The organism is Paraburkholderia sp. FT54, assembly GCF_031585635.1.
GTDB lineage: Bacteria > Pseudomonadota > Gammaproteobacteria > Burkholderiales > Burkholderiaceae > Paraburkholderia.
Genome location: NZ_CP134196.1, coordinates 2,712,037 through 2,736,551 on the forward strand (window position 1 = coordinate 2,712,037; position 24,515 = coordinate 2,736,551).

Genomic DNA, 24,515 nt, shown 5'->3' on the forward strand with positions numbered 1-24,515 from the left:
TTCGGCGCGTAATGGGGCGCTGCAGGATCGCATCGGTCTCGAACAGCGTGAACACGATATTAGCTAGCACGCCCTGGGTCCTGCGAAGCACGCGGCATCCGGCATTCACCCGGGTACCGGCTATCGAATCGCGCGTGCATAAAAAAAGGTGCCGCGAACGGCACCTTTTCGTACAACAACCAGCTTCTGCTGAAGCTTAGAAGCGGTGACGCAGACCGACCGTAGCAGCCGTCTGGTTCTTCGACGACGACGGCAGTTGCGTGTTGTCGCCGCTGTAGATCGAAGCGACACCGCCGTCGCCCATTGCGTGCTGGTACACGGCTTGAGCGTAGACGTCCGTACGACGCGACAGCGAGTAGTCAGCCTGCAGGCCGATCTGGTGATAGCGCACCGACTCCGAACCACCGTTCGCGCCAACGCCGTAGCCCTTGCCGTCCGTGAACGTGTAAGCAACGCCCAGGCCCAGAGCCGGGGTCACGTTGTACTTGCCGTTGACTTCGTAGTTGTTAGCGCGCAGCGATTGCTGGCCAACCGTGAAGTTGTCCGAACGCGATTGCGTCCAAGCCAGACCGACGGTAGCCGGGCCGAAAGAGTACGAACCAGCAGCGCCGAATTCGCGTTGACGGAAGTTGCCGACGTTGCCTGCCAGCGCGTTGACGTACGAACCATCCGAAGCACCCGTGTTACCTGCGCCCGGATTGTTTTGCTGTGCGTAAGCAGCGCCCAGGTGCAGACCTTGCCACTGGTATGCAGCACCGAAGCTGTATTCGCGGTTGTTTGCGAATGCGCCAGCCTGGTTCGAGAAGCCGTACGTGCCGCCGAACGTGAAGCCAGCGTAGTTAGCGCTCGAGTACTTGACCGAGTTGTTGACTGCGTAACCGCCGTTCGTGTTCAGGTTGTCGTTGTTGAACGGGTGCGCGAAGTACGTACCGCCCCAGCTGCCCGTTGCGGTCAGCGGTGCCAGGTAGTCTTGAGCTGCGTCGTATTGACGACCCAGCGTGACCGTACCGAATTGCGCGCTCGACAGACCGACAAACGCTTGACGGTTGAACATGCCGTTGTTGTTAGCGAACTTGCCGTTGTTGATGTTGAAGCCGCTTTCCAACGTGAAGATTGCCTTCAGACCGCCGCCCAGGTCTTCCGAACCACGCAGACCGAACATGCTTTGGTTGATGCCGCCGCTACCAGCTGCCCACTTGGAATTGTGGTTGACGTTGCTCGTGTACGTCAGGCCCGCGTCCAGCAGACCATACAGGGTCACGCTGCTTTGTGCGTGAGCGACGGAAGCGAACGATGCGGCAACCGCAACGACGATGAGACTCTTTTTCATGCGTGGGACTCCTGTTCGATGAATTTACGCGGGGAGCGGGACCTGCCTCGGCAACGCGTGCCTTGCACTCGATGCCGCCCTGTTCACTGACCCGTTTCGGATCAGCCGGGCACCCTTGAAACGAAGCGTGAGTGTAGGGGGACACCCTGGTAGCGACGCGGGCAATTCACGCAACAGGATTTTTCGAAATCAGCAACAATCCGAATGCCACAGACATTAAGTCCTTGTATTTCCGACGTTTATCGCATAATCAGGCAGGTGTCGCACCTGCTCTGGTCATAACTAATTTGCAATTTCTCAATATTCTCAGTTGTGTGTATGCAACAGCATTTTAATATCCCTGACGTAATCGGGTCGGAACGATAAAAAATCAGAGATGCGGAATTGCTCAAAAATGAAGCAATTAGTTTGCGTTATCAGGCCGATATAAATTTATTTTAGAAAAGCGGGAACTTAACTGAACGAGTACAGTCGTCTTTGACCGAAAGCGAATTAATCGATGTTATTGAACTGGGCTATCAACTCCTTCTGTTTAGAAAAATGGATTTAATGGCGCGCTTTTGCTTTGGTGCCACTCGCTAGAGCGGCCTGATGGCGCTGAGGGCCCTACCGCGTCGTTCAGGCTGTGCAGGTTGTGTACCGCCATGACCGGCGAGCAGACGAGTGGCGGCGTACTTTCACAGCGGGTGCGCCGTTCGATAACAATCGGTCGTCAGCCGGTCTGATGGAATTCCTGATGCGTGCCCCGCATTCGAAGTGCGTCTTCGCAAGCCGCGTGCGTCGAAGGGAAGCCTTCAGCACGGGCGCTGCCCGGAGGTGAAATGCGGCGCCGACCGCCGCGTGACAAAACCCGTGCCGAAAGCGGACGGCCAACGTCGAACAGCCTTCCGCGTTCATTTAACGGCACGGCCGTGCGTTTTTTCACACGGATTTTCCCTGGTTCCCGGCGAGCGCGCCGCTACGGCCTGTCTTGCGATCGCCGCAGCGCGTCCTCGTCCTCGGGAGACGCGCCCGGCGCGAGTGGATCGGTTTCGGGCGGCACGCCGGGCAATGGGCGCGGTTGCTCGCCGGGTTCGTCGAGTGGCTGGTTGGCAGGATCGGCGACGGGGTCGATGGTCGGATCGGTTTGCATGATGAGCATCCTGAGGATGGGAATGTCTCCCAACACTCAGGGCGCAACGGCTATTCCTGAGGTTCGATCGCTACGATCGAAACGTTTGAACTCGGCGCGGCCGTGTCGGTTGGATGTCCAACTGTAGAAATTGCCCTGATGCCCGGCGAAACTTTCAACGTTCATTCGCGCAGGCCGTGCGCCGCGCTACGGCGAGCCATTAATGGCGATCGAACCGCGAACGCGGCATCTCGTCGCCCGACCCGGTGAGGAACGGCTCCAGCCCGAACAGCCACGCAAAACAAAAAGTGACGCGCGCCAACGCGCTGACCGGTCGTTGCGGCGCGCTCTCGGCGACGCCGTCGACACGTGTGGCCAGCAAGGGTTGAGTCTGAGCAAACTCAGTAGCGGTTTGGTCGGGTCGCATAGTCGTTCTCGTTATTTGATACGGTCTGGAAGCCGAGCTCACGCAAACGACGTGCCCACTCTCACCGAGCGGACTTCGGGCCGATTGGTGCCCAGCTTAGCGCCGCCAGCACGACGGAGTCTGTGCGCCGGACCGCCAAACGAAAGCCAGGAAATGACGACGCGAATCGCGCAGACCAAAGATTAAATCGAACGGAGTTTGCGCCGGCAACGGCAGGAGCAATGACGATATTGCTGGGACGTGAAACGCGCCGCTTAATACGCTTGCTTAAACTTGCAAGCATCAATCTTGAAACGCTTGGGAATCCGCCAGTGCGGCGATGAACGTCCTTCACACAACCGGATAGAAATCCGCCTTGCCCGGATTAATAGCGCAGCGGAAGTGGCATATTGCCACGCCCAATACCCGGCTTTTTCAGGCCGTAAAAACAAAAAGGGTTCCGAGATTATCGGAACCCTTTCTAACCATCTTGGTGGGCCGGGTGGGAGTCGAACCCACGGTGTCCTTTCGGAGGCGGATTATGAGTCCGCTGCCTGCAACCAGCACGGCGTCCGGCCCAAGAAAAAGACCCGGTCATGAAGGCCGGGCCTATTCGTCGATTGGCCGACATACTACACGAAAAAGGGGCCTCGCAACCGCTTCGCTATGGCGAAGCAACCACGATGCCCCTTCAAACCGCTACATCATTGCAACGAACGCCAGCCCGCGATCAATTCCCTTCGAGGAACGACTTCAACTTGTCCGAACGGCTCGGGTGACGCAGCTTGCGCAGCGCCTTCGCCTCGATCTGACGGATCCGTTCACGCGTTACGTCGAACTGCTTGCCGACTTCTTCGAGCGTGTGATCGGTGCTCATCTCGATACCGAAACGCATGCGCAGCACCTTCGCTTCGCGCGGCGTCAGCGAGTCGAGCACGTCCTTCACGACATCGCGCATGCTGGCATGCAAAGCGGCGTCGGCCGGCGCAACCGTGTTGTTGTCTTCGATGAAGTCGCCCAGATGCGAATCGTCGTCGTCACCGATCGGCGTTTCCATCGAGATCGGCTCCTTCGCGATCTTCATGATCTTGCGGATCTTGTCTTCCGGCATTTCCATCTTCTCGGCCAGCGTTGCCGGATCCGGCTCGAGACCGGTTTCCTGCAGAATCTGACGCGAGATGCGGTTCATCTTGTTGATCGTTTCGATCATGTGAACCGGAATCCGGATCGTGCGCGCCTGGTCGGCGATCGAACGCGTAATGGCCTGACGGATCCACCACGTTGCATACGTGGAGAACTTGTAGCCACGACGGTATTCGAACTTGTCCACCGCCTTCATCAGGCCGATGTTGCCTTCCTGAATCAGGTCGAGGAACTGCAGACCACGGTTGGTGTACTTCTTCGCGATCGAGATCACCAGACGCAAGTTCGCCTCGGTCATTTCGCGCTTCGCCTGACGCGCCTTCAGTTCACCCGCCGCCATCTGACGGTTGGTTTCCTTCAGATCCTTCAGCGGCAGCACGACGCGCGCTTGCAGATCCAGCAGACGTTGCTGCTGTTCGCGAATGGCCGGAATGTTCCGCGTGAGGATCGCGCTATACGCGTGACCTTCACCGACGATCTTGTCGGACCACTCGAGATCCGTTTCGCTACCGGGGAAACGCGCGATGAATTCCGCACGCGGCATGCCGCACTTGTCGACCACCGTGTGCAGGATCTGACGCTCGACCTGACGCACTTCGTCCACCTGCGCACGTAACGTGTCGCACAGACGCTCGACAGTGCGCGCGGTAAAGCGGATGGTCATCAGCTCGTTCTGGATCGTTTCCTGCGCCTTCAGATACGACTTGGACTTGTAGCCTTCCTTCTCGAACGCGCGACGCATCTTGTCGAACCATTCGCTGATCATCGCGAATTTTTCGAGCGACGCACGCTTGAGCGCTTCCATCTGCGCCGCGTTGGCCGTGGCTTGCGCCGTGCCGTCGTCTTCTTCCTCGTCCTCTTCTGAGTCTTCTTCGACTTCCTCGTCTTCGCTCTCGATCGCTTCCGCTTCTTGCGCGGAGAAGCCGTCCGCGTCTTCCGCGTTGGCGTCGATCAGGCCGTCGACCAGTTCGTCGATACGAATTTCCTCGTTCGCGACGCGCTCAGCCATCGCCAGGATGTCGGCGATCGTGGTCGGGCATGCGGAGATGGCCATCACCATGTGCTTCAGGCCGTCTTCGATCCGCTTGGCGATTTCGATTTCGCCTTCGCGCGTGAGCAGTTCGACCGTGCCCATTTCACGCATGTACATGCGGACCGGGTCGGTAGTGCGGCCGAATTCCGAGTCGACGGTGGACAGCGCAACTTCCGCTTCCTCTTCCACTTCGTCGTCAGACGAAGCCGCCGGCGCGTTGTCGTTCAGCAGCAGCGTTTCAGCGTCGGGCGCCTGCTCGTACACAGCCACGCCCATGTCGTTGAACGTACTGATGATGCCTTCGATCGCCTCGGTCTCGGTGAAGTTGTCCGGCAGGTGGTCGTTGATTTCAGCGTACGTCAGGAAGCCGCGCTCCTTGCCGAGCTTGATCAGCGCGCGCAGTTTGGAGCGGCGCTCCTCGAGTTCCTCGACTGTGCCAGGCTGCGACGACGCGAAGGCGTCTTTCAGCAGCGCTTTTTCCTTTGCACGACGGTCGCGAGCCTTGGCCTTTTCCACCTTGGCCGGAGCAGCAGCCGCGGGGTTTTCTTCGCTTTGGGTTGCGTCGTCATCGACGGGTACTTCGTTCAGCTTTTTCGTCATGGAGTTCGCCGTACCGGCTGTAGTCTCGACTCGCGGCTGGTGGACGCCAGCCGGTTGAACCGTGGATACTGGAACCTCGCGCACTACCGCATCGTCCTGCGCGGCAGCCGCTTCCCTTGCGCTTCTGACACCCGACCCCTTCGTGGCCGGCACTGCTACAGCTTTCACCGCCCTGACCGGCTCCGCTCGCGCAGCCGAAGTGGTCGAGGACTTCTTCCCGGCAACCGGTGCAACGCTGACCGCAGACGCTTTTCTCGCGGAAGAAACTAACCTGGCCTCGGTGACCTTCGTGGTCGGCTCCCTGGAGCTCGTGCCTGTCGCTTTCCTTCCGCCCGTGTTCGCGCCCGTAGTCTTTGCCATCGCATCGCCTTTTCGCCTTTGCTAGGAAAACCCTTGAAAAACAATCTGCTGGAAACCTTTTATTATAGCACTCAGGCTTCCTGCGCTCCGCCTACAGCCCGAGCTGGCGCTTCATGTCAGCCCGCTTGCGATTGAGCTCCGACAGCTCCGCAAACTCCTCCGGCGTGTGCCGGGATTGCCGGGAAAGCTGCTCGAGACGATCGCAGTAAGCGTCGTACCGCATCTTCAGGATCGCCGCCTTCAGTTCCTCTCCAACGATCCGTTCCTGCTCGCGCCGCTCCTCGATGACGGTCGCATCTTCCGGGTCCTTCAGCAGCAAATCCCGGACGTTTTCATCATAGTCTAGAATTTTGCGAAAGATTTCCTCGAAAGTTGGGGCGTTCGCGCCGTTTCGCAATAGGTCGGACAACAACTGAAACTCCGCCGAATCGCCCAGCGCACGCGCGTGCGTCGTCACTTCCTCGAACAGTTCACCGTGCCGCGTGACCGTGAGAAGCGCCTGTTCGGCCTCTTCGTCCAGCACGGACACCGTGCGCGGATACATCACCAGATTGCGCAGCGTTTTTTCCTCGATCCCGGTCACACTGCGCCGGTCTTTGCGGGCCGGCGCAGCACGGGCCGCCGCCGCGATCCGCGAATCGACCTCGCACAGCGCGGCGACTTCGTCGAACGGCACGTCGAGCCGGTCGGCGAACATATGCATGATCTGCGCGCGCAGCGCGTTGGCCGGCAGCGCCTGCAGCAGCGGCTTGGCGTCGAATAGCGCGCGGGCCTTGCCTTCCGGCTGATCCAGCTCCTTGCCGGTCAGCACCTCGTTCAACATGAACTGCGACAGCGGCATGGCCCGTTCGACCTGTTCGGCGAAGGCCTCGGTGCCGAATTCCCGCACATAGCTGTCCGGATCGTGCTCGGACGGCAAAAACAGGAACCGGATGGTGCGGTTGTCCGCCGCGTGCGGCAAACAGGCGTCCAGCGCCCGGCGCGCGGCGCGCCGGCCGGCCGAATCGCCGTCGAAACTGAAGATGACCGTGTCGGTCTGGCGCATCAGTTTCTGCACATGAATCGGCGTGCAGGCCGTACCGAGCGTGGCGACCGCGTTCTGGAACCCCAATTGCGCCAGCGCGACCACGTCCATGTAGCCTTCGACGACCAGCACGTAGTGCTGTTCGCGGATCGCCAGACGCGCCTCGAACAGCCCATACAGCTCGCTGCCCTTGTTAAATAATGGCGTTTCGGGCGAATTCAAATATTTCGGCTCGCCGCCGTCCAGCACGCGGCCGCCGAAGCCGATCACCTGCCCCTTCACATTGCGTATCGGGAACATGACCCGTTCGCGAAAGCGGTCGTACCGCCGGTTCTGGCCCTGAGCGTCGGACTTTTCGCTGACGATCACCAAACCCGATTCGACCAGCGAATCGTCGCGGTAGTTCGGAAATGCCGCTTCGAGGTTCTGCCAGCCGTCCGGCGCGTAGCCGAGCCCGAAACGGGCCGCGATCTCACCGGTCAAGCCGCGTTTCTTCAAATACTGGATGGCGACCGGCGCCGCGCGCAGTTGCTTGCGGTAAAAGTCGCACGCAGTCTGCATGACATCGGACAGCGCGGTGGTGACCGCCTTGGATGCCGCCGGCGCATAGCCGCCGCCGGAACCTCCGCCGCCATATCCGGGCGACGGCTCGTTCGGCACCGTCAAGCCGACCGACTGCGCCAGTTCGTTGACCGCCTCCGGAAACGACGAACCGACGTGTTCCATCAGGAAACCGATGGCCGTACCATGCGCGCCGCAGCCGAAGCAGTGATAAAACTGTTTAGTCGGACTAACCGTAAACGAAGGGCTTTTCTCGTTGTGGAACGGGCACAGCCCCATGAAGTTCGCGCCGCCCTTTTTCAACTGCACATACCGACCGACCACGTCGACGATATCGACGCGGTTGAGCAGGTCCTGCAGGAATGACGGTGGAATCACAGTAATTGACGCTGCCTAAAAAGCTCAACGCCGCGCACACCGTCGGAAAACGGCACGCACAGCGCGGAAAATACGGGAATTACTTCGCGAGCGCAGCTTTGACCTGCGCCGAGACAGCGGTCATGTCGGCACGGCCGGCCAGCTTCGGCTTGAGCACGCCCATCACCTTGCCCATGTCCTGCGGGCCTGCAGCGCCGGTTTGCGCCACCGCGGCCTGGACTTCGGCAACGATCTCCGCCTCGGACATCTGTTCCGGCATATAAGCAGACAAGATCGCCAGTTCGCCCTTTTCCTTGTCGGCCAGATCGGTGCGGCCCGCGGCTTCGAACTGGCTAATCGAGTCCTTGCGCTGCTTGATCATCTTGTCGATGACAGCGGTGATCGCGGTGTCGTCGAGTGTGACGCGCTCGTCGACTTCGCGCTGCTTGATCGCGGCGAGCAGCAGACGGACCGTGCCGAGGCGCTCGGTCTCACGTGCCCGCATGGCGGCTTTCATATCGTCGTTGATCTGGTCCTTGAGACTCATCACTCACCTGAATGCGTTGGAATTTGAAAATCGGCCACGCCAAACCACCTCAGCACGTGCATCAACACGAATACCCGCTTGGGACTGCTTCCTCAAGCGGGTTGGCACACTGTGCGTTGTGGTTGCGACCCTGCCGGCTGGCCCGAAGGGCCGTGTTTTCCGTGACGGCACCTGTCGCGCCATCACCGGTTGAATGTCGCCGCTCCGTTCGACGGGAACCGCGGCAACGCCAGAATCAGTAGAACTTCTTTGGCAGCATCTGGCCACGCAGATGCTTGAAATGACGCTTCACCGCAGCCGCCTTCTTGCGCTTTCGCTCAGCCGTAGGCTTTTCGTAAAACTCGCGAGCGCGAAGTTCCGTCAGCAAGCCGTTTTTCTCCATGGTGCGCTTGAACCGGCGCATGGCAACTTCAAACGGCTCGTTGTCTTTTACGCGGATGGTCGTCATTTTTCAATAACGGAACTTTGTAAAGGTTCAGGAGTATAGCAGAGCTTTCTCACAAAGCCAGAGCGCCGTCAAGCCCCTCTGGCGTACTCAGCGGCCGCCTGGCCGGCCGCCACGCCAGAGGCCCACGCCCATTGAAAGTTGTAGCCGCCGAGCCAACCTGTCACATCAACCGCTTCGCCGATGAAATACAAGCCCGGCGCGCGCGCGCTCATCATCGTCGATGACGACAGGTCGCGCGTGTCGATGCCGCCGCGTGTCACTTCGGCTTTGCGATAGCCTTCCGTGCCGTTGGGGGTGAGCGTCCAGCGCGACAAAGCCTCGCCGACACGGCGCAGGGTTTTGTCGGGCAAATCGGCCACACGGGCTTCGGCAGGAATCTGATGGGTTTCCAGCCACACATGAGCGAGCCGCTGCGGCACCCACTCCGACAACAGATTGGCAATCTGGCGCTTCGTGCCGGTTTTCGCTTCGAGCAAGGCGGTCGTGGCGTCCTGCCCCGGCAAGAGGTTGATGTGAATCGGCTCACCGGGCTGCCAGTAGCTGGAAATCTGCAGCACACCCGGGCCGGAAAGTCCACGGTGGGTGAGCAGCAGGTCCTCGCTGAACTCGGCGCCGGTCTTCTTGTTGCCGGTTGCCAGTTGCACTTCCAGCGAGACGCCGGATAGCGCCGCGAACGGCTCCCAGTCGGTTGCGGCGAAGGTCAACGGGACCAGTGCCGGACGCGTGTCGATCAGCTTGTGACCGAACTGCTTGGCCAGACGGTAAGCGAAATCCGTGGCGCCGATTTTGGGAATCGACAGTCCACCGGTCGCGACCACGAGCGCGCGCGCGGCGATCGGCCCCGACTGCGTATCCAGCGTGAACCGCGCTTCCGGATCCTGCCGCACCTGCTCGACCGACAGCGGCGCGCGCCATGTCACACGGCCCGAGTCGCACTCGTTCTTCAGCACGTTGATGACCGCGTCGCTCGACTGGTCGCAGAACAACTGGCCTTTGTGCTTCTCGTGCCACGTCACGTGATGGCGCTTGAGCAGCGCCATGAAGTCTCGCGGCGTGTAACGCGCGAGCGCCGAGCGGCAAAAATGCGGGTTGGCCGACAGGTAGTTGGCCGGGCCGGCATACAGATTCGTGAAGTTGCAGCGGCCGCCGCCGGAGATGCGGATTTTCTCCGCGAGACGCTGCGAGTGGTCGATCAGCACCACGCGGCGGCCGAGTTGACCAGCCACGGCCGCGCACATCATGCCGGCCGCGCCCGCGCCGATCACTGCGATATCGAAGGATTCCATGGGGCCGCATTGTACCCGCGCGTCTACGGCCACTCGCGCGCACTGCTATACTTTCAGGCTTGTCTTTTCACTTTCGGGCGCCGGAGTTTTGTCACTTCAGCGTCCGCTCAAGCCCACCCATCATGCTCGTTCTCGGCATCGAAAGCTCCTGCGACGAAACCGGTCTCGCGCTCTACGACACGCAGCGCGGACTGCTCGCGCACGCGCTGCATTCGCAAATTGCGATGCATCGGGAATACGGCGGCGTGGTGCCGGAACTGGCGTCGCGCGATCATATCCGGCGTGCGCTGCCGTTGCTCGAAGAGGTGATGGAACGCGCCGGCACGGCTCGCGGCGACATCGACGCAATCGCCTACACGCAAGGCCCGGGCCTCGCGGGCGCGCTGCTGGTCGGCGCGAGCGTCGCCAATTCGCTGGCCATGGCGTGGGATAAGCCGACCATCGGCATTCATCATCTCGAAGGGCATCTGCTGTCGCCGCTGCTGGTGGATGAGCCGCCGCCGTTTCCGTTTGTGGCGCTGCTGGTGTCCGGCGGTCATACGCAGTTGATGCGCGTGACGGACGTGGGCGTCTACGAGACGCTCGGCGAAACGCTGGACGACGCCGCCGGCGAAGCCTTCGACAAAACCGCCAAGCTGCTCGGCCTGGGTTACCCGGGCGGCCCGGAAGTCTCGCGCATGGCCGAATTCGGCACGCCCGGCGCGGTGGTCCTGCCGCGTCCCATGTTGCATTCCGGCGACCTCGATTTCAGCTTCAGCGGCTTGAAGACCGCTGTCCTCACGCACGCCAAGAAGCTCGGCGGCGCGAACATCTGCGAGCAGGCGAAAGCGGATCTGGCGCGCGGTTTCGTGGATGCGGCAGTCGAGGTGCTGGCGGCGAAGTCGCTGGCCGCGCTCAAGAAAACGAAGCTCAATCGGCTGGTCGTTGCGGGCGGTGTCGGTGCGAACCGGCAATTGCGCGAGGCGCTGTCCGCTGCGGCGAAAAAGCGCAATTTCTATGTGCACTATCCGGACTTGTCGCTGTGCACGGACAACGGCGCGATGATCGCACTGGCCGGCGCCTTGCGACTGCAACGTTGGCCGGATCAGTCGGCCAAAGACTACGCGTTTACGGTGAAGCCGCGTTGGGATTTGACGTCGCTCGCACGCTGAGCCTCGCAACGTTCTTGCCGCAAAAAAAAGCCGCTCTCAAACGAAGCGGCTTTTTTCATGCAATCGGCAAACGCGCTTATCAAGCCACCCGTTTGTCCCGTTCGATCACCGCGTACGCGCTGTGATTGTGAATCGACTCGAAGTTCTCGGCCTCGAGCACATAAGCGACGATCCGCTCGTCCGCGTTCAGACGTTGCGCGACGTCGCGCACGAGGTCTTCGACGAACTTCGGATTTTCATAAGCCCGCTCAGTGACAAACTTCTCATCCGGGCGCTTGAGCAAGCCCCACAGTTCGCACGAGGCTTCTTCTTCGGCGATACGGATCAGTTCTTCCACGGCAACATCGCCGGCCAGTTCGGCGTTGATCGTGACGTGCGAGCGCTGGTTATGCGCGCCGTACTGCGAGATCTTCTTCGAGCACGGGCACAGGCTCGTCACCGGCACCAGCACCTGAAGGAACAGCCGCGTCGTGCCGTGGCGAGTTTCACCCGTCAACGTGACTTCGTAGTCGAGCAGGCTTTGCACGCCCGACACCGGCGCGATCTTGTTGACGAAGTAAGGGAACGACACCTCGATGCGGCCGGCGTCGGCTTCGAGCTTTTCGAGCATCGCGGCGAGCATGGTGCGGAATGTGGCCGGTTCCAGCGGCGCCTTGTTCTCTTCGAGCAACGCGACAAAACGCGACATGTGCGTGCCCTTCTGGTCAGCCGGCAAATGTACGTCGAGGTTCCACGTGCCGACCGTCGGCTGGACCTCGCCGCCTTGCGTGCGCACCGTCAGCGGATGGCGCACGGCCTTCACGCCGACCCGTTGAATCGGGATCTGACGAGTGTCGGGCGTGCTTTGCACGTCGGGCATCACAAAGGCGGGATTCATCTGATTCATTTCTTGTCCTTTCAGGAAACGCCGGACCGCCCCGAGTTTTCGCCCCGAAGGAATTCCCCTTGGGGATTCCCTCGCGAGGGCTGTCGCGAAGCGACAGGTTCGGCGACTCCCAGCGGCCGCGCGGATCCATGGCGCGCAGCGGCGAACGCCGGCCCCTGCCGGCGTTGGAAGATGGGCCCGAAGGCCCACCGATTCAAGTTGGAGATTGCTTATGGCCGCCATGGCACGGCGACCGCACCGCGAGCGGCGACGCTTTACGCGACGCGCTTCACCGACGACTGGCCGCCGACCGCGCCGCTCGACAGGAAGCGCTCGCGGATCGACTTGGTGATACCCGCGGCGTCGAGACCACACGCAGCGAGCAGCTTGGCCGGATCCCCGTGATCGATGAACCGATCGGGGAGGCCCAATTGTAGTACGGGTCGCATAACCCCACTTTCGAGCAGGGCTTCGACGCAAGCCGAGCCCGCGCCGCCCATCACGCAGCCTTCTTCGACCGTGACGATGGCGTCGTGCGTTTCGGCCAACTGACGGACCAGATCGGCGTCGAGCGGCTTCACGAAGCGCATGTTCGCGACCGTTGCGTCCAGTTGCTCGGCGGCTGCCAGCGACGGCGCCACCATCGTGCCGAACGCCAGAATCGCAATACGCTTGCCTGCCGGCTGCGACGTTTGGCGACGAATCTCGCCCTTGCCAAGCGGCAACGCCGCCATCTGCTTGACGGTCGCGACGCCCGTGCCGGCGCCACGCGGGTAGCGCACCGCCGTCGGGTTCGGCTGCTGTAACGCCGTGTACAGCATCTGGCGGCATTCGTTTTCGTCCGACGCGGCCATCACCGTCATGTTCGGGATGCAGCGCAGGAACGCCAGGTCGTAAGCCCCCGCGTGCGTCGCGCCGTCCGCGCCGACCAGACCCGCGCGGTCGATAGCGAACACCACCGGCAGGTTCTGCAGCGCGACGTCGTGAATCAGCTGATCGTAAGCACGTTGCAGGAAGGTCGAGTAGATCGCGACCACCGGCTTCATACCTTCGGCGGCCAGACCGCCGGCAAACGTCACCGCGTGCTGCTCGGCGATGCCGACGTCGAAGTAACGGTCCGGGAAGCGCTTCTCGAACTCGACCATGCCCGAGCCTTCGCGCATGGCGGGCGTGATGCCGACCACACGTGCATCCAGCTCGGCCGCGTCGCACAGCCATTCGCCGAACACTTGCGTGTAGGTCTTCTTCGAGGGCGTGGCCGCGGGCTTGATGCCTTCAGCCGGATTGAACTTGCCGGGGCCGTGGTACAGCACCGGATCGGCTTCGGCCAGCTTGTAGCCTTGGCCCTTCTTCGTCACGACATGCAGGAATTGCGGACCGCGCAGTTCCTTGATGTTCTGCAGCGTCGGGATCAGCGAATCGAGATCATGCCCGTCGATCGGGCCGATGTAGTTGAAGCCAAACTCTTCGAACAGCGTGGCCGGCACGATCATGCCCTTGGCGTGCTCTTCGAGCTTGCGGGCGAGGTCGAGCATGGGCGGCGCGACGCGCAGCACGCGCTCGACACCGGCACGCGCGGCGGCGTAGAAGCGGCCGGACATCAGGCGCGCCAGATGGCGATTCAGCGCGCCGACCGGCGGCGAAATCGACATGTCGTTGTCGTTCAGGATGACCAGCAGCGGCACGTCGTCTTCGACGCCGGCGTTGTTCATCGCCTCGAACGCCATGCCGGCCGTCATTGCGCCGTCGCCGATCACGGCGATGCCCATACGGTTGTCGCCCTGCAGCTTGCTTGCGACCGCCATGCCGAGCGCGGCGGAGATCGACGTGCTGGAGTGCGCCGTGCCGAAGGTGTCGTATTCCGACTCGTCACGCTTCGGGAAGCCTGAGATGCCGCCCAGCTGACGCAGCGTGTGCATCTGGTCGCGGCGGCCCGTCAGGATCTTGTGCGGATAGGTTTGATGGCCGACGTCCCAGACGATCCGGTCGTGCGGCGTGTCGAACACATAGTGCAGAGCAATGGTCAACTCGACCGTGCCGAGGTTGGACGAAAGATGGCCGCCCGTCTGCGATACGCTGTCGAGCACGAAAGCACGCAACTCGTCGGCAAGCGGTTGCAATTGGCGGCGATCGAGGCGGCGCAGGGCTGCCGGGTCGTCAATGGTTTTCAGCAAGTCGTACATCGTCGTTCCATTGTAGGAAAACTTACGCGCCCGCACTTCATACATACGCCTCATAACGGAGGCGCGCGGCGGCGGGCTTTCGCGTTCAGCTAACCCGGTTCACCACCAGGTCGGCCAATTCGGCAAGACGCTGCGCGCGTGCGCCGAACGGCGCCAGCGCGGCGTGGGCGTCGCTGCGCAACTGCGCTGCGAGCGAACGCGACGCGTCGAGCCCAATAATCGACACGTAGGTCGGCTTGCCGTCCTTCGCGTCTTTACCTGCGGTTTTGCCAAGCGTCGCCGAATCGGTCGTCACGTCGAGAATATCGTCGACGACCTGAAACGCGAGGCCGACAGCGGCCGAATACGCGTCGAGCGAACGCATGGCGTCCGCGTCCGGCGTTTCGCCCGCCAGCGCACCCATGCGCACCGCGGCGCGCAGCAAGGCGCCGGTTTTCATGCGGTGCATGGTTTCGAGCTGCGTACGCGTCAGCGTGTGGCCGACGCTCGCTAGATCGATGGCCTGTCCGCCGCACATGCCGATCGAGCCGCTCGCCAGCGCCAGTTCGCGCACGAGCGCGGCCTGCTGCGCCGGGGCCAGAACGTCCGACGTCAGCGCGACGAACGCTTGCGATTGCAACGCGTCGCCGACCAGCAATGCCGTCGCTTCGTCATATTTGACGTGTACGGTAGGCTTGCCGCGACGCAGCGCGTCGTCGTCCATGCACGGCATGTCGTCGTGGACGAGCGAGTACACGTGGATCATTTCCAGTGCCGCCGCCGCCGCATCCAGGCACTCGGCGCGCGCGCCGGTCAGCTCGCCGGCCGCGTGACACAGCAGCGGGCGAACCCGCTTGCCGCCGCCCAGCAACGCGTAGCGCATGGCTTCATGCAGCGTGGCGGGCTCGCTTGCCTCGGTCGGCAGGTAATGTTCCAGTGCCGTTTCGACGCGCTCCAGTACCGAGCGCATCCATTGTTCGAATGTCATAGGTCGTCCCCGCTTTCAGTAGCGGCTGTGCCTGCGGTATTCATGGGCAGCGGCTTGAGCGTCTCGCCGTCGAGCACGCGCACCTGCTGCTCGACCTTCTCGAGCTGCTGCTGGCAAAACGCCACGAGCGCCGCGCCACGCCGGTAGGCGGTGAGCGACTCCTCGAGGCTGAGATTGCCGCTTTCCATGCGTGCAACCAGCCCTTCCAGCTCCGCCTGGGCGGCTTCGTAGTTCTCGGGCAGCGGCGTGGTGTCGACGCCTTCGGCTGGCGTGGCTGCAGTATCCTTCGAAGCGGTCTTCGCCATGAATAGTCGCAAAATTAAAACAAGTCGGACATTCTACGGCAAAAGCGATATTTCCGAGCCGCCCGCCGCCCTACGCCCGCCTTCCCGCTCCGCGCCGTCCTAGCAGTCTCGCAGAAAAAAACCGATCGGTCTGCGGCGAAAAAGTCGAACTTTCCTGAGATTTTTGACCCAAATCAGGCACTTAAGTGCCCCAAGCAAGGGGAAACGGGTATAATCGCGGGCTCCCTAAATCGAATCTTCGATGGTTGGGTTGTTCACTGCTTTCACGTCTTCACGGGAGTGGGAATGTCCAATCTGAGCAATGCATTGCAGTTGCGGTCTGTCCACAGCCAGCTGCCAGTCACGGCTTACTTTGACGAAGCGCTTCTAACGCGCGAAATCGACACCCTTTTCAAGAAAGGTCCTCGTTACATCGGCCACGATCTCATGGTGCCCGAGGCGGGGAATTATTTTGCTTTGCCTAGCGAGAGCGAAGGGCGTGTGCTCGTCCGTAACCAGCAGTCGCAAGTCGAACTGCTGTCGAACGTGTGCCGCCACCGGCAAGCCATCATGCTCAACGGCCGCGGCCAGACGGAGAACATCGTCTGCCCCCTGCATCGCTGGACGTACGACCTGAACGGCCAGCTCCTCGGTGCGCCCCATTTTGCGGATAACCCCTGCCTGAATCTCGGCGCCACGTCGCTGCAGAACTGGCAAGGCCTGCTGTTCGAAGCGCAAAGGCGCGATGTCGCGCGCGATCTGGCGCGCCTCGGCCCCAAGGAACACTTCGATTTTTCGGGCTTCATGTTCGATCACGTCGAAGTGCACGAGTGCAACTACAACTGGAAGACCTTTATCGAGGTCTATCTGGAGGACTATCACGTCGCGCCGTTCCATCCGGGCCTCGGCAGCTTCGTCAATTGCGACGACCTGACGTGGGAGTTCGGCGAGTGGTATAGCGTGCAGACGGTCGGCGTGCACAAGGATCTGGAACAGCCTGGCAGCCCCACCTACCGCAAGTGGCACGACGAGGTGCTGCGCTTTCGCGGTGGCAATCCACCGGAATTCGGCGCGATCTGGATGGTGTACTACCCGGGCATCATGATCGAGTGGTATCCGCACGTGCTGGTGGTGTCGTGGCTGATTCCGCGCGGTCCGCAGAAAACCACCAACGTGGTGGAGTTCTATTACCCTGAGGAAATCGCGCTGTTCGAGCGTGAGTTCGTCGAAGCCGAGCGCGCCGCCTACATGGAAACGGCCCGCGAAGACGACGAGATCGCGGAACGCATGGACGCCGGCCGCCGCGCGCTGATGAATCGTGGCGAATCGCAGGTCGGCCCGTATCAGAGCCCGATGGAAGACGGCATGCAGCACTTCCACGAATTCCTGCGGCGCGAACTCGGTACGATCTGATCGGCGCTTGATCAGATGGCTTCAGGCAGCATCAACGCGTGGAAAGACGGGCTTCGGCCCGTTTTTTTTGTTTAGACTTAGAAGATAGCTCGGCCATCCGTTGGCGTCGCCAAGCCGCCGAACGGAGCCGCCATCGCGAGCATCGAGCTTTACATGGGACTAGGGTAAGGCGCTAAAGTGCCAACTCGGGTCGACCGCTTTGCATGGGACCCGAGTAAGCGCTAAAGCGCCAACTCGGGTCGACCGCTTTGCATGGGACCCGAGTAAGCGCTAAAGCGCCAACTCGGGTCGACAGGAGACGTCATGCCCCACACTCATTACACCACTCTGATTTCCGCGGCCAATCTCGCGGAACGGCTTGCCGCCGCGCCGGGCAGCGTGTTCGTCATCGATTGCCGGTTCGATCTGGCCGACACCGAAGCGGGCGAAAAAGCTTACCTGGCCGGGCATCTGCCGGGCGCGCATTACCTGCATCTCGATCGCGATCTGTCGGGGCCGAAGAACGGTCACAACGGCCGCCATCCGCTGCCCGATCGTGCGCGGCTGGTGGAGACGCTGGAGTCGCGCGGGCTGAAGCAAGGCCAGCAAGTCGTCGCGTATGACGCGCAAGGCGGCATGTACGCCGCCCGTGCATGGTGGCTGCTGCGCTGGCTCGGTCACGACGCGGTCGCGCTGCTCGACGGCGGCCTGCAGGCATGGGAAGCCGGCGGTCATCCGCTGACGCAGGACGCGCCGGCCCAGAACACTGGCGACTTCAAGGCCGGCGCGCCGCTGTCCGTCACGGTCGACGCGCAGACGGTCGAGCGCAATCTGAGCTCCAAGGAACACGTGGTGGTCGACGCGCGCGCGGCCGACCGCTATCGCGGCGAGAACGAGACGCTGGATCGCGTCGGCGGCCACATTCCCGGCGCACTCAACCGCTTCTTCAAAGACAACCTCACCGTCGACGGCCGCTTCAAGCCTGCTCATACGTTGCGCGAGGAATTCCACGCGCTGCTCGCCGACACGCCGCCGGAGCACGTGGTGCTGCAGTGTGGCTCGGGCGTCACGGCATGCGTGAATGCACTCGCGATGGAAGTCGCGGGCCTGCATGGCGCGGCGTTGTATGCGGGATCGTGGAGCGAGTGGAGTTCCGACCCGAAGCGGCCCATCGCCACGGGTCCGAATCCTTGAGCGCCGCATCGAACGCCGCAGCGCGTCGTTAGCAAAAAGGCCGCTGCCGCCCGAAAGCGGCAACGGCCTTTTTTATCGCAGCGAGGGAATGCGGACGCCTCAAACCGCGGCCTTATGCCACCCCGTGCTGCTTGAACCACACCAGCACGCGGCGCCAGCCATCCTCGGCATCGGCCTTCCTGTAGCTCGGCCGGTAATCCGCGAAAAACGCGTGGCCCGCATCGTCATACACGACGAACCGCGAACCACGGCCCGCTTGCGGCCCTTGCGCGATGGCCTGCTTCATCTGTTCGAGCGTGTCCTGCGGGATGCTCTGATCCTGCAACCCGTAAAGCCCCAGCACCGGCGCATGAAGCTGCGCGACCTGGTCGAGCGGATTCGCCGGCATCATCGCGTTCGTTGCGCCCGTCACCCGTCCATACCAGGCGGCGGCGGCCTTCAATCGCGGGTTATGTTCGGCGTATAGCCACGCAATCCGGCCGCCCCAGCAGAAGCCGTTCACCCCGAGCCGGTTCAGATCGCCACCGTGTTCGCCAGCCCAGGCGACGGTGGCATCGAGATCGCCCATCACCTGTTCGTCCGGCACCTTGCTGACCACCAGCGCGCTGATCTGCTGCATGCTCGCATGACCGGTCGGATCGCCTTGCCGCTCAAACAGATTCGGCGCGATCGCGAGATAACCTAGCTTGGCGAAGCGCCGACACACGTCAGCGATATGCTCGTGCACGCCGAAAATCTCGTGCACGACGATGATCACCGGCAAGTGCGTCTTGCCCCTCGGCTGCGCGCGATACGCGGGCACCAGCGTGTCGCCGGAGCGCACCGCGATTTCGCCGGCTTCGAGGCCGTCAGTATCGGTATGAATGGTTTGTGCGGAAACCGGCAGCACGGCGGCGGCGAAGCCGGTGCCGAGCGCGGCCTTGATGAAGGTACGGCGGTTGAAGGGGACGTGCGGGACCAGGCTGTCGACGTCGGGTTTCAGCATGCGGCACTCCTCGGTTGAACGTTGGAGGCAACAGGATACGCCTGACGCGCATTCTGTTGCACATGCAACGTTCCCGAGCCGGCCGCGCGCGTCAGTGCAGCTTGACCCGCGGCAGCGTGGTGCGGCGCAACCAGTGCGCGAAGGTATCCAGCACCATGCGCGCGTAGCCGTGCAGCGCGGCGATATGCAGCCGGTACAGCGACATGTACATGAAGCGCGCGAACAGCCCTTCGATCAGCATATTGCCGCCGATCACCCCGCCCATCAGATTACCAACGGCGCTGAAATGCCCGAGCGACACCAGCGACCCGAAGTCGCGATAAGTGAACTCCGGCAACGGCTTGTTTTCGAGCCGCGCCGCCAGCGTCTTCATCAGGAAGCTCGCCTGCTGGTGAGCAGCCTGCGCGCGCGGCGGCACGTTGCGCTCGTTGCCCGGCCACGGACAGGCGGCGCAATCGCCGAGCGCGAAGACGTTGTCGTCGGTCTCGGTTTGCAGCGTGCGACGCACGATGAGTTGGCCCAGCCGATTGACCGGCAGGCCGTCGAGCTCGCTCAGAATCGGCGGCGCCTTGATGCCCGCCGCCCACACCGTCAAATCGGCGCGCACGGTTTTGCCGCTCGCGGTGCGGATCATGCCGGGCGCGACTTCGGCCACGGTTTCGCCGATCATCAGCTTCACGCCGAGCTTGGTAAGCAGTTCGGCCGTGGCGGTCGAGACTCGTTCCTGCAAAGCCGGCAGAATGCGCGGCCCCGCTTCGATCAACACGATGCCGACGTCGTGCCGCGGATCGAGCTTATGCAGGCCGTATGCGGACAGGACTTGCGCCGTGTTGCGCAATTCCGCCGACAGTTCCACGCCCGTCGCGCCACCTCCGACGATCGCCACCTGAATGCGCGGCTCGCCGCTAGACGCGACGCCCAGTGTCGATTCGACGGGTTCATGCACCTGATGCTCGGCGCGCATGCATGCCGCAATCAGGCGTTTGCGGAAACGCTCGGCCTGGCTGACCGTATCGAGTGCGAGGGAAAATTCAGGCGCGCCTTTGACGCCGAAGAAGGCGGTCGTGCTGCCGATCGCGATGATCAGCGTGTCGTATTCGAGCTGGCGTTCGGGCAGCAGTTCGGCGCCGTCGTCGTCGAGCACGATGCCGAGCGTGAGGCGCTTGTTCGCGCGGTCCAGCCCCGTCAGTTCGCCCTGTTGAAATTCGAAGCCATGCCAGCGCGCTTGAGCGGCATATTCGAGTTCCTGCGTGAACGGGTCCATGCTGCCGGCCGCCACTTCATGCAGCAGCGGCTTCCAGATATGAGTCGGATTGCGGTCGACGAGCGTGACCTGAGCGCGCACTCCGCTCTTGTTCTTGTGGGGTGCATAGCGATCACCCAGACGCGTCGCCAGCTCCAATCCCCCCGCGCCTCCGCCAACGACGATAAAACGATGCATGGAACTCTCCGTGTTTGCCGATGGGTTGTGCGTTGCGCGGCGCCCATGAGATTTCACCTGAGCGCCTTCTTTAATTCATTGTCCGCGAGCTGCACGGATTGTCACAAGCCGTCAGTACGCATGTGTGACGTACACACGACGATACCGCCTCCCGTCATACGCACGTCAATGCGCTTCTTCCCAGTTCAGGCCGGCGCCCACTTCCGCGACGAGCGGCACTTTCAGATCGGCGACTCCGCACATCAACTCGGGCAAGCGCTTGCGTACGTCGGACAATTCCGCGTCCGGTACTTCGAGAATCAGTTCGTCGTGCACCTGCATGATCATGCGCGTGCCGATCTTCGACGCTTCGATCCAATCCTGCACCGCGATCATCGAGAGCTTGATCAGGTCGGCGGCCGTGCCTTGCATCGGCGCGTTGATCGCGGCGCGCTCGGCGGCTTGACGACGCGGACCATTGCCGCCGTTGATCTCCGGCAGCCACAGGCGGCGGCCAAACACCGTCTCGACGTAACCCGTGGCCTTCGCGCTCACACGCGTTTCGTCCATATAACGCGCCACCCCCGGATAGCGCGCGAAATAGCGGTCGATATAAAGCTTGGCTGCGTCGCGCGTGATGCCGAGGTTCGAAGCAAGACCGAACGAACTCATACCGTAGATCAAACCAAAGTTGATGACCTTGGCCACGCGCCGTTGATCGTTCGACACTTCGAGCGGCGTCACGCTGAAGATCTCCGCCGCGGTGGCGCGGTGGATGTCTTCGCCCTGCGAGAACGATCGCAGCAACGATTCGTCGCCGGAAATGTGCGCCATGATCCGCAACTCGATCTGCGAATAATCCGCGGAGACCAGCTTGTGTCCAGGCGGTGCAATAAACGCTTCGCGAATACGGCGGCCTTCGCCGGTGCGCACGGGAATGTTCTGCAAGTTCGGATCGTTCGACGCGAGCCGCCCCGTGACTGCCACAGCTTGAGCATAGTTAGTATGCACGCGGCCAGTTGCGGCGTTAACCATGCGCGGCAATTTGTCCGTGTACGTCGACTTCAACTTCGACAAGCCACGGTGTTCGAGCAGGATCTTCGGCAGCGGATAGTCTTCGGCGAGCTTTTGCAGCACCTCTTCGTCGGTGGATGGCGCGCCGCTCGGCGTCTTCTTGACCACCGGCAGCTCGAGCTTCTCGAAGAAGATCTGCCCGATCTGCTTCGGTGAGCCCAGATTGAATTCGCCGCCGGCCAGCACATACGCTTCGCTTTCCAGCTGGATCAGACGCGTGGCGATTTCGCTGCTTTGCTGGCGCAGCTTCTCCGCGTCGATCAGCACGCCGGTGCGTTCCATCTTGCGCAGCACACGCGAGGTCGGCAGTTCGATCGCGCGATAGACGTACTCGAGTGTCTTCTCCGCGGTCACTTGCGGATACAGCGCCTGGTGCAGCCGCAAGGTGATGTCGGCGTCTTCCGCCGCGTATTCGGCGGCCTTGTCCAAGGCGACTTCGTCGAAACCGATCTGCCCCGCGCCCTTGCCCGCGACCTCTTCGTACTTGATCGTCTTCACGCCGAGATGGCGCAGAGCGAGGCTGTCCATGTCGTGCGTGCGATGCGATTCGACCACGTACGATTCCAGCAGCGTGTCGTGTTCGACGCCGCGCATTTCAATGCCGTAATTCGCCAGCACCTGCTCGTCGTACTTGAGATGCTGGCCGACCTTCTTGTGTTCGGCGCTTTCCAGCCACGGCTTGAGCTTCGCGAGGACTTCGTCGCGCGGCAATTGCACGGGCGCGTCCGGGCCGCGATGCGCGAGCGGCACATACGCCGCCCGGCCGGCTTCCACCGACAACGACAGCCCCACGATCTGCGCGGTCATGGGATCGAGCGACGTGGTTTCCGTATCGAACGAGGTCAACCCGGCCGCGTTGATCTTCTCGAGCCACGCGTCGAATTGCTCCCACGTCTGCACGGTGTCGTAGTGCCGCTCGTGATCCACCGACAAAGCCGGCGCCACATCCGTTTCCGGACCTTCCACGGCGTCCGCGATTTCCACTTCGCGCAGCCACGTCTTGAAGCCGTGGCGCGTGAACACCTCGCGCAACTCCTCGCGCGACTCCGGGCGGCTTTGCAGGCTTTCCTCGATCGACACGATATGGTCGGTCATATCGCAGTTGCGCTCGACCGTGACGAGTTTCTTCGCCATTGGCAGAAAATCGAGCGCTCTGCGCAAATTGTCTCCTACCGCACCTTTAATTTCGTCAGCATGTGCGACGATGCCATCCAGCGACTCGAATTGCGTCAGCCATTTGATCGCTGTCTTCGGCCCGCATTTCTCGACGCCGGGTACGTTGTCGACGGTATCGCCGATCAACGACAGGTAGTCGATAATGCGCTCCGGCGGCACGCCGAACTTGGCGAGCACGCCGGCGCGGTCGAGCGTTTCGTTAGTCATCGTATTGATGAGGGTGACATGATCCGACACAAGCTGCGCCAGATCCTTGTCACCCGTCGACACGATCACATTCATGCCACGCTTTTCCGCTTCGGTGCTGAGCGTACCGATCACGTCGTCGGCCTCGACGCCTTCTATCATCAGCAACGGCCAGCCGAGCGCGCGCACGGCCACATGAATCGGCTCGATCTGGCGCGAGAGATCGTCCGGCATGGACGGACGATTCGCCTTATAGTCGGGATACCAGTCGTCGCGAAACGTTTTGCCCTTGGCGTCGAACACGCACGCGCTATACTCTGCTGTGACTTCCTTGCGCATGCGCCGCAGCATGTTGATCATCCCGTAGAGCGCACCCGTAGGACCACCGTCGGGGCTGCGCAGATCCGGCATCGCATGGTAGGCCCGGTACAGATAACTCGAACCGTCGACCAATAGCAGGGTCTTACCTTCAAGGCTTCGTTCTTCAGGCATTATGACTAAGAGAAAAGTGATTCCGAGTCTGCGATCACTCGCAGATCAAGAGCGCGCAACGGCCAAAAAGGCCCGCGCATCGTGGCAGATGTTCACGATTATGGCAGAGTTTATCGAGGCGACCGAGTACCTCTCGGAGATTCGTCCGGCTGTCAGCATTTACGGTTCAGCGCGCCTGAAGCCGAACTCGCCCTACTACAAACTGGCCACGCAAATCGCGCGCAAGCTCTCGGACGCCGGCTTCGCCGTGATCTCGGGCGGCGGCCCGGGCATCATGGAAGCGGCCAACAGGGGCGCCCATGCGGGCAAGGCGCCTTCGGTCGGCCTGAACATCGAATTGCCGCACGAGCAATCGGGCAATCAGTGGCAAGACATCTCGTTGCGCTTCCGCCATTTCTTCACGCGCAAGGTCACGTTCGTGAAGAACTCGGACGCGGTGATCGTGATGCCCGGCGGCTTCGGCACGCTGGACGAACTCGCCGAAGTACTCACGCTGATCCAGACCAAGAAGTCGCGCCATGTGCCGATCATTCTGGTGGGTGCCGAGTTCTGGGAAGGTCTGCTTGCGTGGTTCAAGAACTCGCTCACGCCCATGGGCCTGATCAATCCGACCGACATGGATCTCATGCAGGTCATCGACGACCCGGACCAGGTGCTCGAAGCGGTGCTGAAGTTCTATGAAGACCGCGAAGAAACCGAGCCACAGCCAACCAAGTCGGACGAAGACCGGATGTTCTATCTGTGAGGCTGCCGCTTCGCGCTCCTGCGCGAAGTAAAAGCAACGCAACGCGACGAACACGCGCACGCAAACGGGCAGCTTCGAGGCTGCCCGTTTGCATTTCTTCGGTTTGATCGGCTTGCGCTCGTGACTCCAGATCACAAGAGCGACGCTCAAAAATCGTTTTGCTCGACGCCAGGTTCAGCGCTAACCTCCTGAGCT

19 protein-coding genes and 1 tRNA gene are annotated in these 24,515 nt (G+C 61.9%); 4 read left to right on the top strand and 16 right to left on the bottom strand.

What is annotated here, in order from left to right:
• Positions 1-196 precede the first annotated feature (196 nt).
• The 9 genes from RI103_RS31795 to RI103_RS31835 form a co-directional block, all read right to left on the bottom strand.
• A complete protein-coding gene (locus RI103_RS31795; protein ID WP_310816674.1) occupies positions 197-1,330 on the bottom strand; it encodes a porin in 1,134 nt (377 codons plus the stop codon).
• Between the two features lie 958 nt (positions 1,331-2,288).
• Complete coding sequence (locus RI103_RS31800; RefSeq protein ID WP_310816675.1) at positions 2,289-2,462, bottom strand: hypothetical protein; 174 nt, start codon at positions 2,460-2,462, stop codon at positions 2,289-2,291.
• Positions 2,463-2,661: 199 nt separating this feature from the next.
• Positions 2,662-2,868: a hypothetical protein gene (locus RI103_RS31805; protein ID WP_310816676.1), complete on the bottom strand. Its 207-nt coding sequence runs from the start codon at positions 2,866-2,868 to the stop codon at positions 2,662-2,664.
• A gap of 470 nt (positions 2,869-3,338) precedes the next feature.
• A tRNA-Ile gene (locus RI103_RS31810) sits at positions 3,339-3,426 on the bottom strand.
• Between the two features lie 151 nt (positions 3,427-3,577).
• Positions 3,578-5,983 carry an RNA polymerase sigma factor RpoD gene (rpoD, locus tag RI103_RS31815; protein ID WP_310816677.1) on the bottom strand — a complete coding sequence of 802 codons (2,406 nt, stop codon included), beginning with the start codon at positions 5,981-5,983 and terminating at the stop codon, positions 3,578-3,580.
• A 91-nt stretch (positions 5,984-6,074) separates the two neighbouring features.
• Positions 6,075-7,946, bottom strand: a complete 1,872-nt coding sequence (gene dnaG / locus RI103_RS31820; protein ID WP_310816678.1) for a DNA primase — start codon at positions 7,944-7,946, stop codon at positions 6,075-6,077.
• Between the two features lie 79 nt (positions 7,947-8,025).
• A complete protein-coding gene (locus RI103_RS31825; protein WP_310816680.1) occupies positions 8,026-8,472 on the bottom strand; it encodes a GatB/YqeY domain-containing protein in 447 nt (148 codons plus the stop codon).
• A 235-nt stretch (positions 8,473-8,707) separates the two neighbouring features.
• Positions 8,708-8,920 carry a 30S ribosomal protein S21 gene (rpsU, locus tag RI103_RS31830; RefSeq protein ID WP_310816681.1) on the bottom strand — a complete coding sequence of 71 codons (213 nt, stop codon included), beginning with the start codon at positions 8,918-8,920 and terminating at the stop codon, positions 8,708-8,710.
• 68 nt (positions 8,921-8,988) lie between these two features.
• Positions 8,989-10,206, bottom strand: a complete 1,218-nt coding sequence (locus tag RI103_RS31835) for an NAD(P)/FAD-dependent oxidoreductase (RefSeq protein WP_310816682.1) — start codon at positions 10,204-10,206, stop codon at positions 8,989-8,991.
• 122 nt (positions 10,207-10,328) lie between these two features.
• Here RI103_RS31835 and tsaD point away from each other — a divergent pair, with 122 nt between their 5' ends.
• A complete protein-coding gene (gene tsaD, locus RI103_RS31840; protein WP_310816684.1) occupies positions 10,329-11,357 on the top strand; it encodes a tRNA (adenosine(37)-N6)-threonylcarbamoyltransferase complex transferase subunit TsaD in 1,029 nt (342 codons plus the stop codon).
• Between the two features lie 79 nt (positions 11,358-11,436).
• Here the strand turns inward: tsaD and folE2 are convergent, their stop codons facing one another.
• The 4 genes from folE2 to RI103_RS31860 all read right to left on the bottom strand — a co-directional run bounded on the left by folE2 (position 11,437) and on the right by RI103_RS31860 (position 15,677).
• Entirely contained in the window at positions 11,437-12,243 is an 807-nt protein-coding gene (gene folE2, locus RI103_RS31845; protein ID WP_310816685.1) for a GTP cyclohydrolase FolE2, read from the bottom strand.
• A gap of 254 nt (positions 12,244-12,497) precedes the next feature.
• Positions 12,498-14,405, bottom strand: a complete 1,908-nt coding sequence (gene dxs, locus RI103_RS31850; protein WP_310816686.1) for a 1-deoxy-D-xylulose-5-phosphate synthase — start codon at positions 14,403-14,405, stop codon at positions 12,498-12,500.
• Positions 14,406-14,490: 85 nt separating this feature from the next.
• Complete coding sequence (locus RI103_RS31855) at positions 14,491-15,372, bottom strand: farnesyl diphosphate synthase (protein WP_310816687.1); 882 nt, start codon at positions 15,370-15,372, stop codon at positions 14,491-14,493.
• A complete protein-coding gene (locus RI103_RS31860; protein WP_007178839.1) occupies positions 15,369-15,677 on the bottom strand; it encodes an exodeoxyribonuclease VII small subunit in 309 nt (102 codons plus the stop codon). Before RI103_RS31860 ends, RI103_RS31855 begins: the two co-directional genes overlap by 4 nt.
• Positions 15,678-15,962: 285 nt before the next feature.
• Between RI103_RS31860 and RI103_RS31865 the strand changes: the two genes are divergently transcribed.
• The gene (locus RI103_RS31865) at positions 15,963-17,069 is read left to right on the top strand and encodes an aromatic ring-hydroxylating dioxygenase subunit alpha (protein WP_310816690.1); all 1,107 of its coding nucleotides are present in this window, start codon (positions 15,963-15,965) and stop codon (positions 17,067-17,069) included.
• Positions 17,070-17,372: 303 nt separating this feature from the next.
• Positions 17,373-18,242: a sulfurtransferase gene (locus tag RI103_RS31870; protein WP_310816691.1), complete on the top strand. Its 870-nt coding sequence runs from the start codon at positions 17,373-17,375 to the stop codon at positions 18,240-18,242.
• Positions 18,243-18,354: 112 nt separating this feature from the next.
• Here RI103_RS31870 and RI103_RS31875 read toward each other — a convergent pair whose 3' ends face one another.
• The 3 genes from RI103_RS31875 to polA form a co-directional block, all read right to left on the bottom strand.
• Positions 18,355-19,227 carry a dienelactone hydrolase family protein gene (locus RI103_RS31875; RefSeq protein WP_310816692.1) on the bottom strand — a complete coding sequence of 291 codons (873 nt, stop codon included), beginning with the start codon at positions 19,225-19,227 and terminating at the stop codon, positions 18,355-18,357.
• Positions 19,228-19,318: 91 nt separating this feature from the next.
• A complete protein-coding gene (locus RI103_RS31880) occupies positions 19,319-20,668 on the bottom strand; it encodes an NAD(P)/FAD-dependent oxidoreductase (protein ID WP_310816693.1) in 1,350 nt (449 codons plus the stop codon).
• A 165-nt stretch (positions 20,669-20,833) separates the two neighbouring features.
• On the bottom strand, positions 20,834-23,575 hold the full coding sequence (polA, locus tag RI103_RS31885; protein WP_310816694.1) for a DNA polymerase I: 2,742 nt from the start codon (positions 23,573-23,575) through the stop codon (positions 20,834-20,836).
• Position 23,576: 1 nt separating this feature from the next.
• Here polA and RI103_RS31890 point away from each other — a divergent pair, with 1 nt between their 5' ends.
• Positions 23,577-24,320 (top strand): TIGR00730 family Rossman fold protein, encoded by a 744-nt coding sequence (locus RI103_RS31890; RefSeq protein WP_310816695.1) that lies wholly within the window; start codon positions 23,577-23,579, stop codon positions 24,318-24,320.
• Positions 24,321-24,515 lie beyond the last annotated feature (195 nt).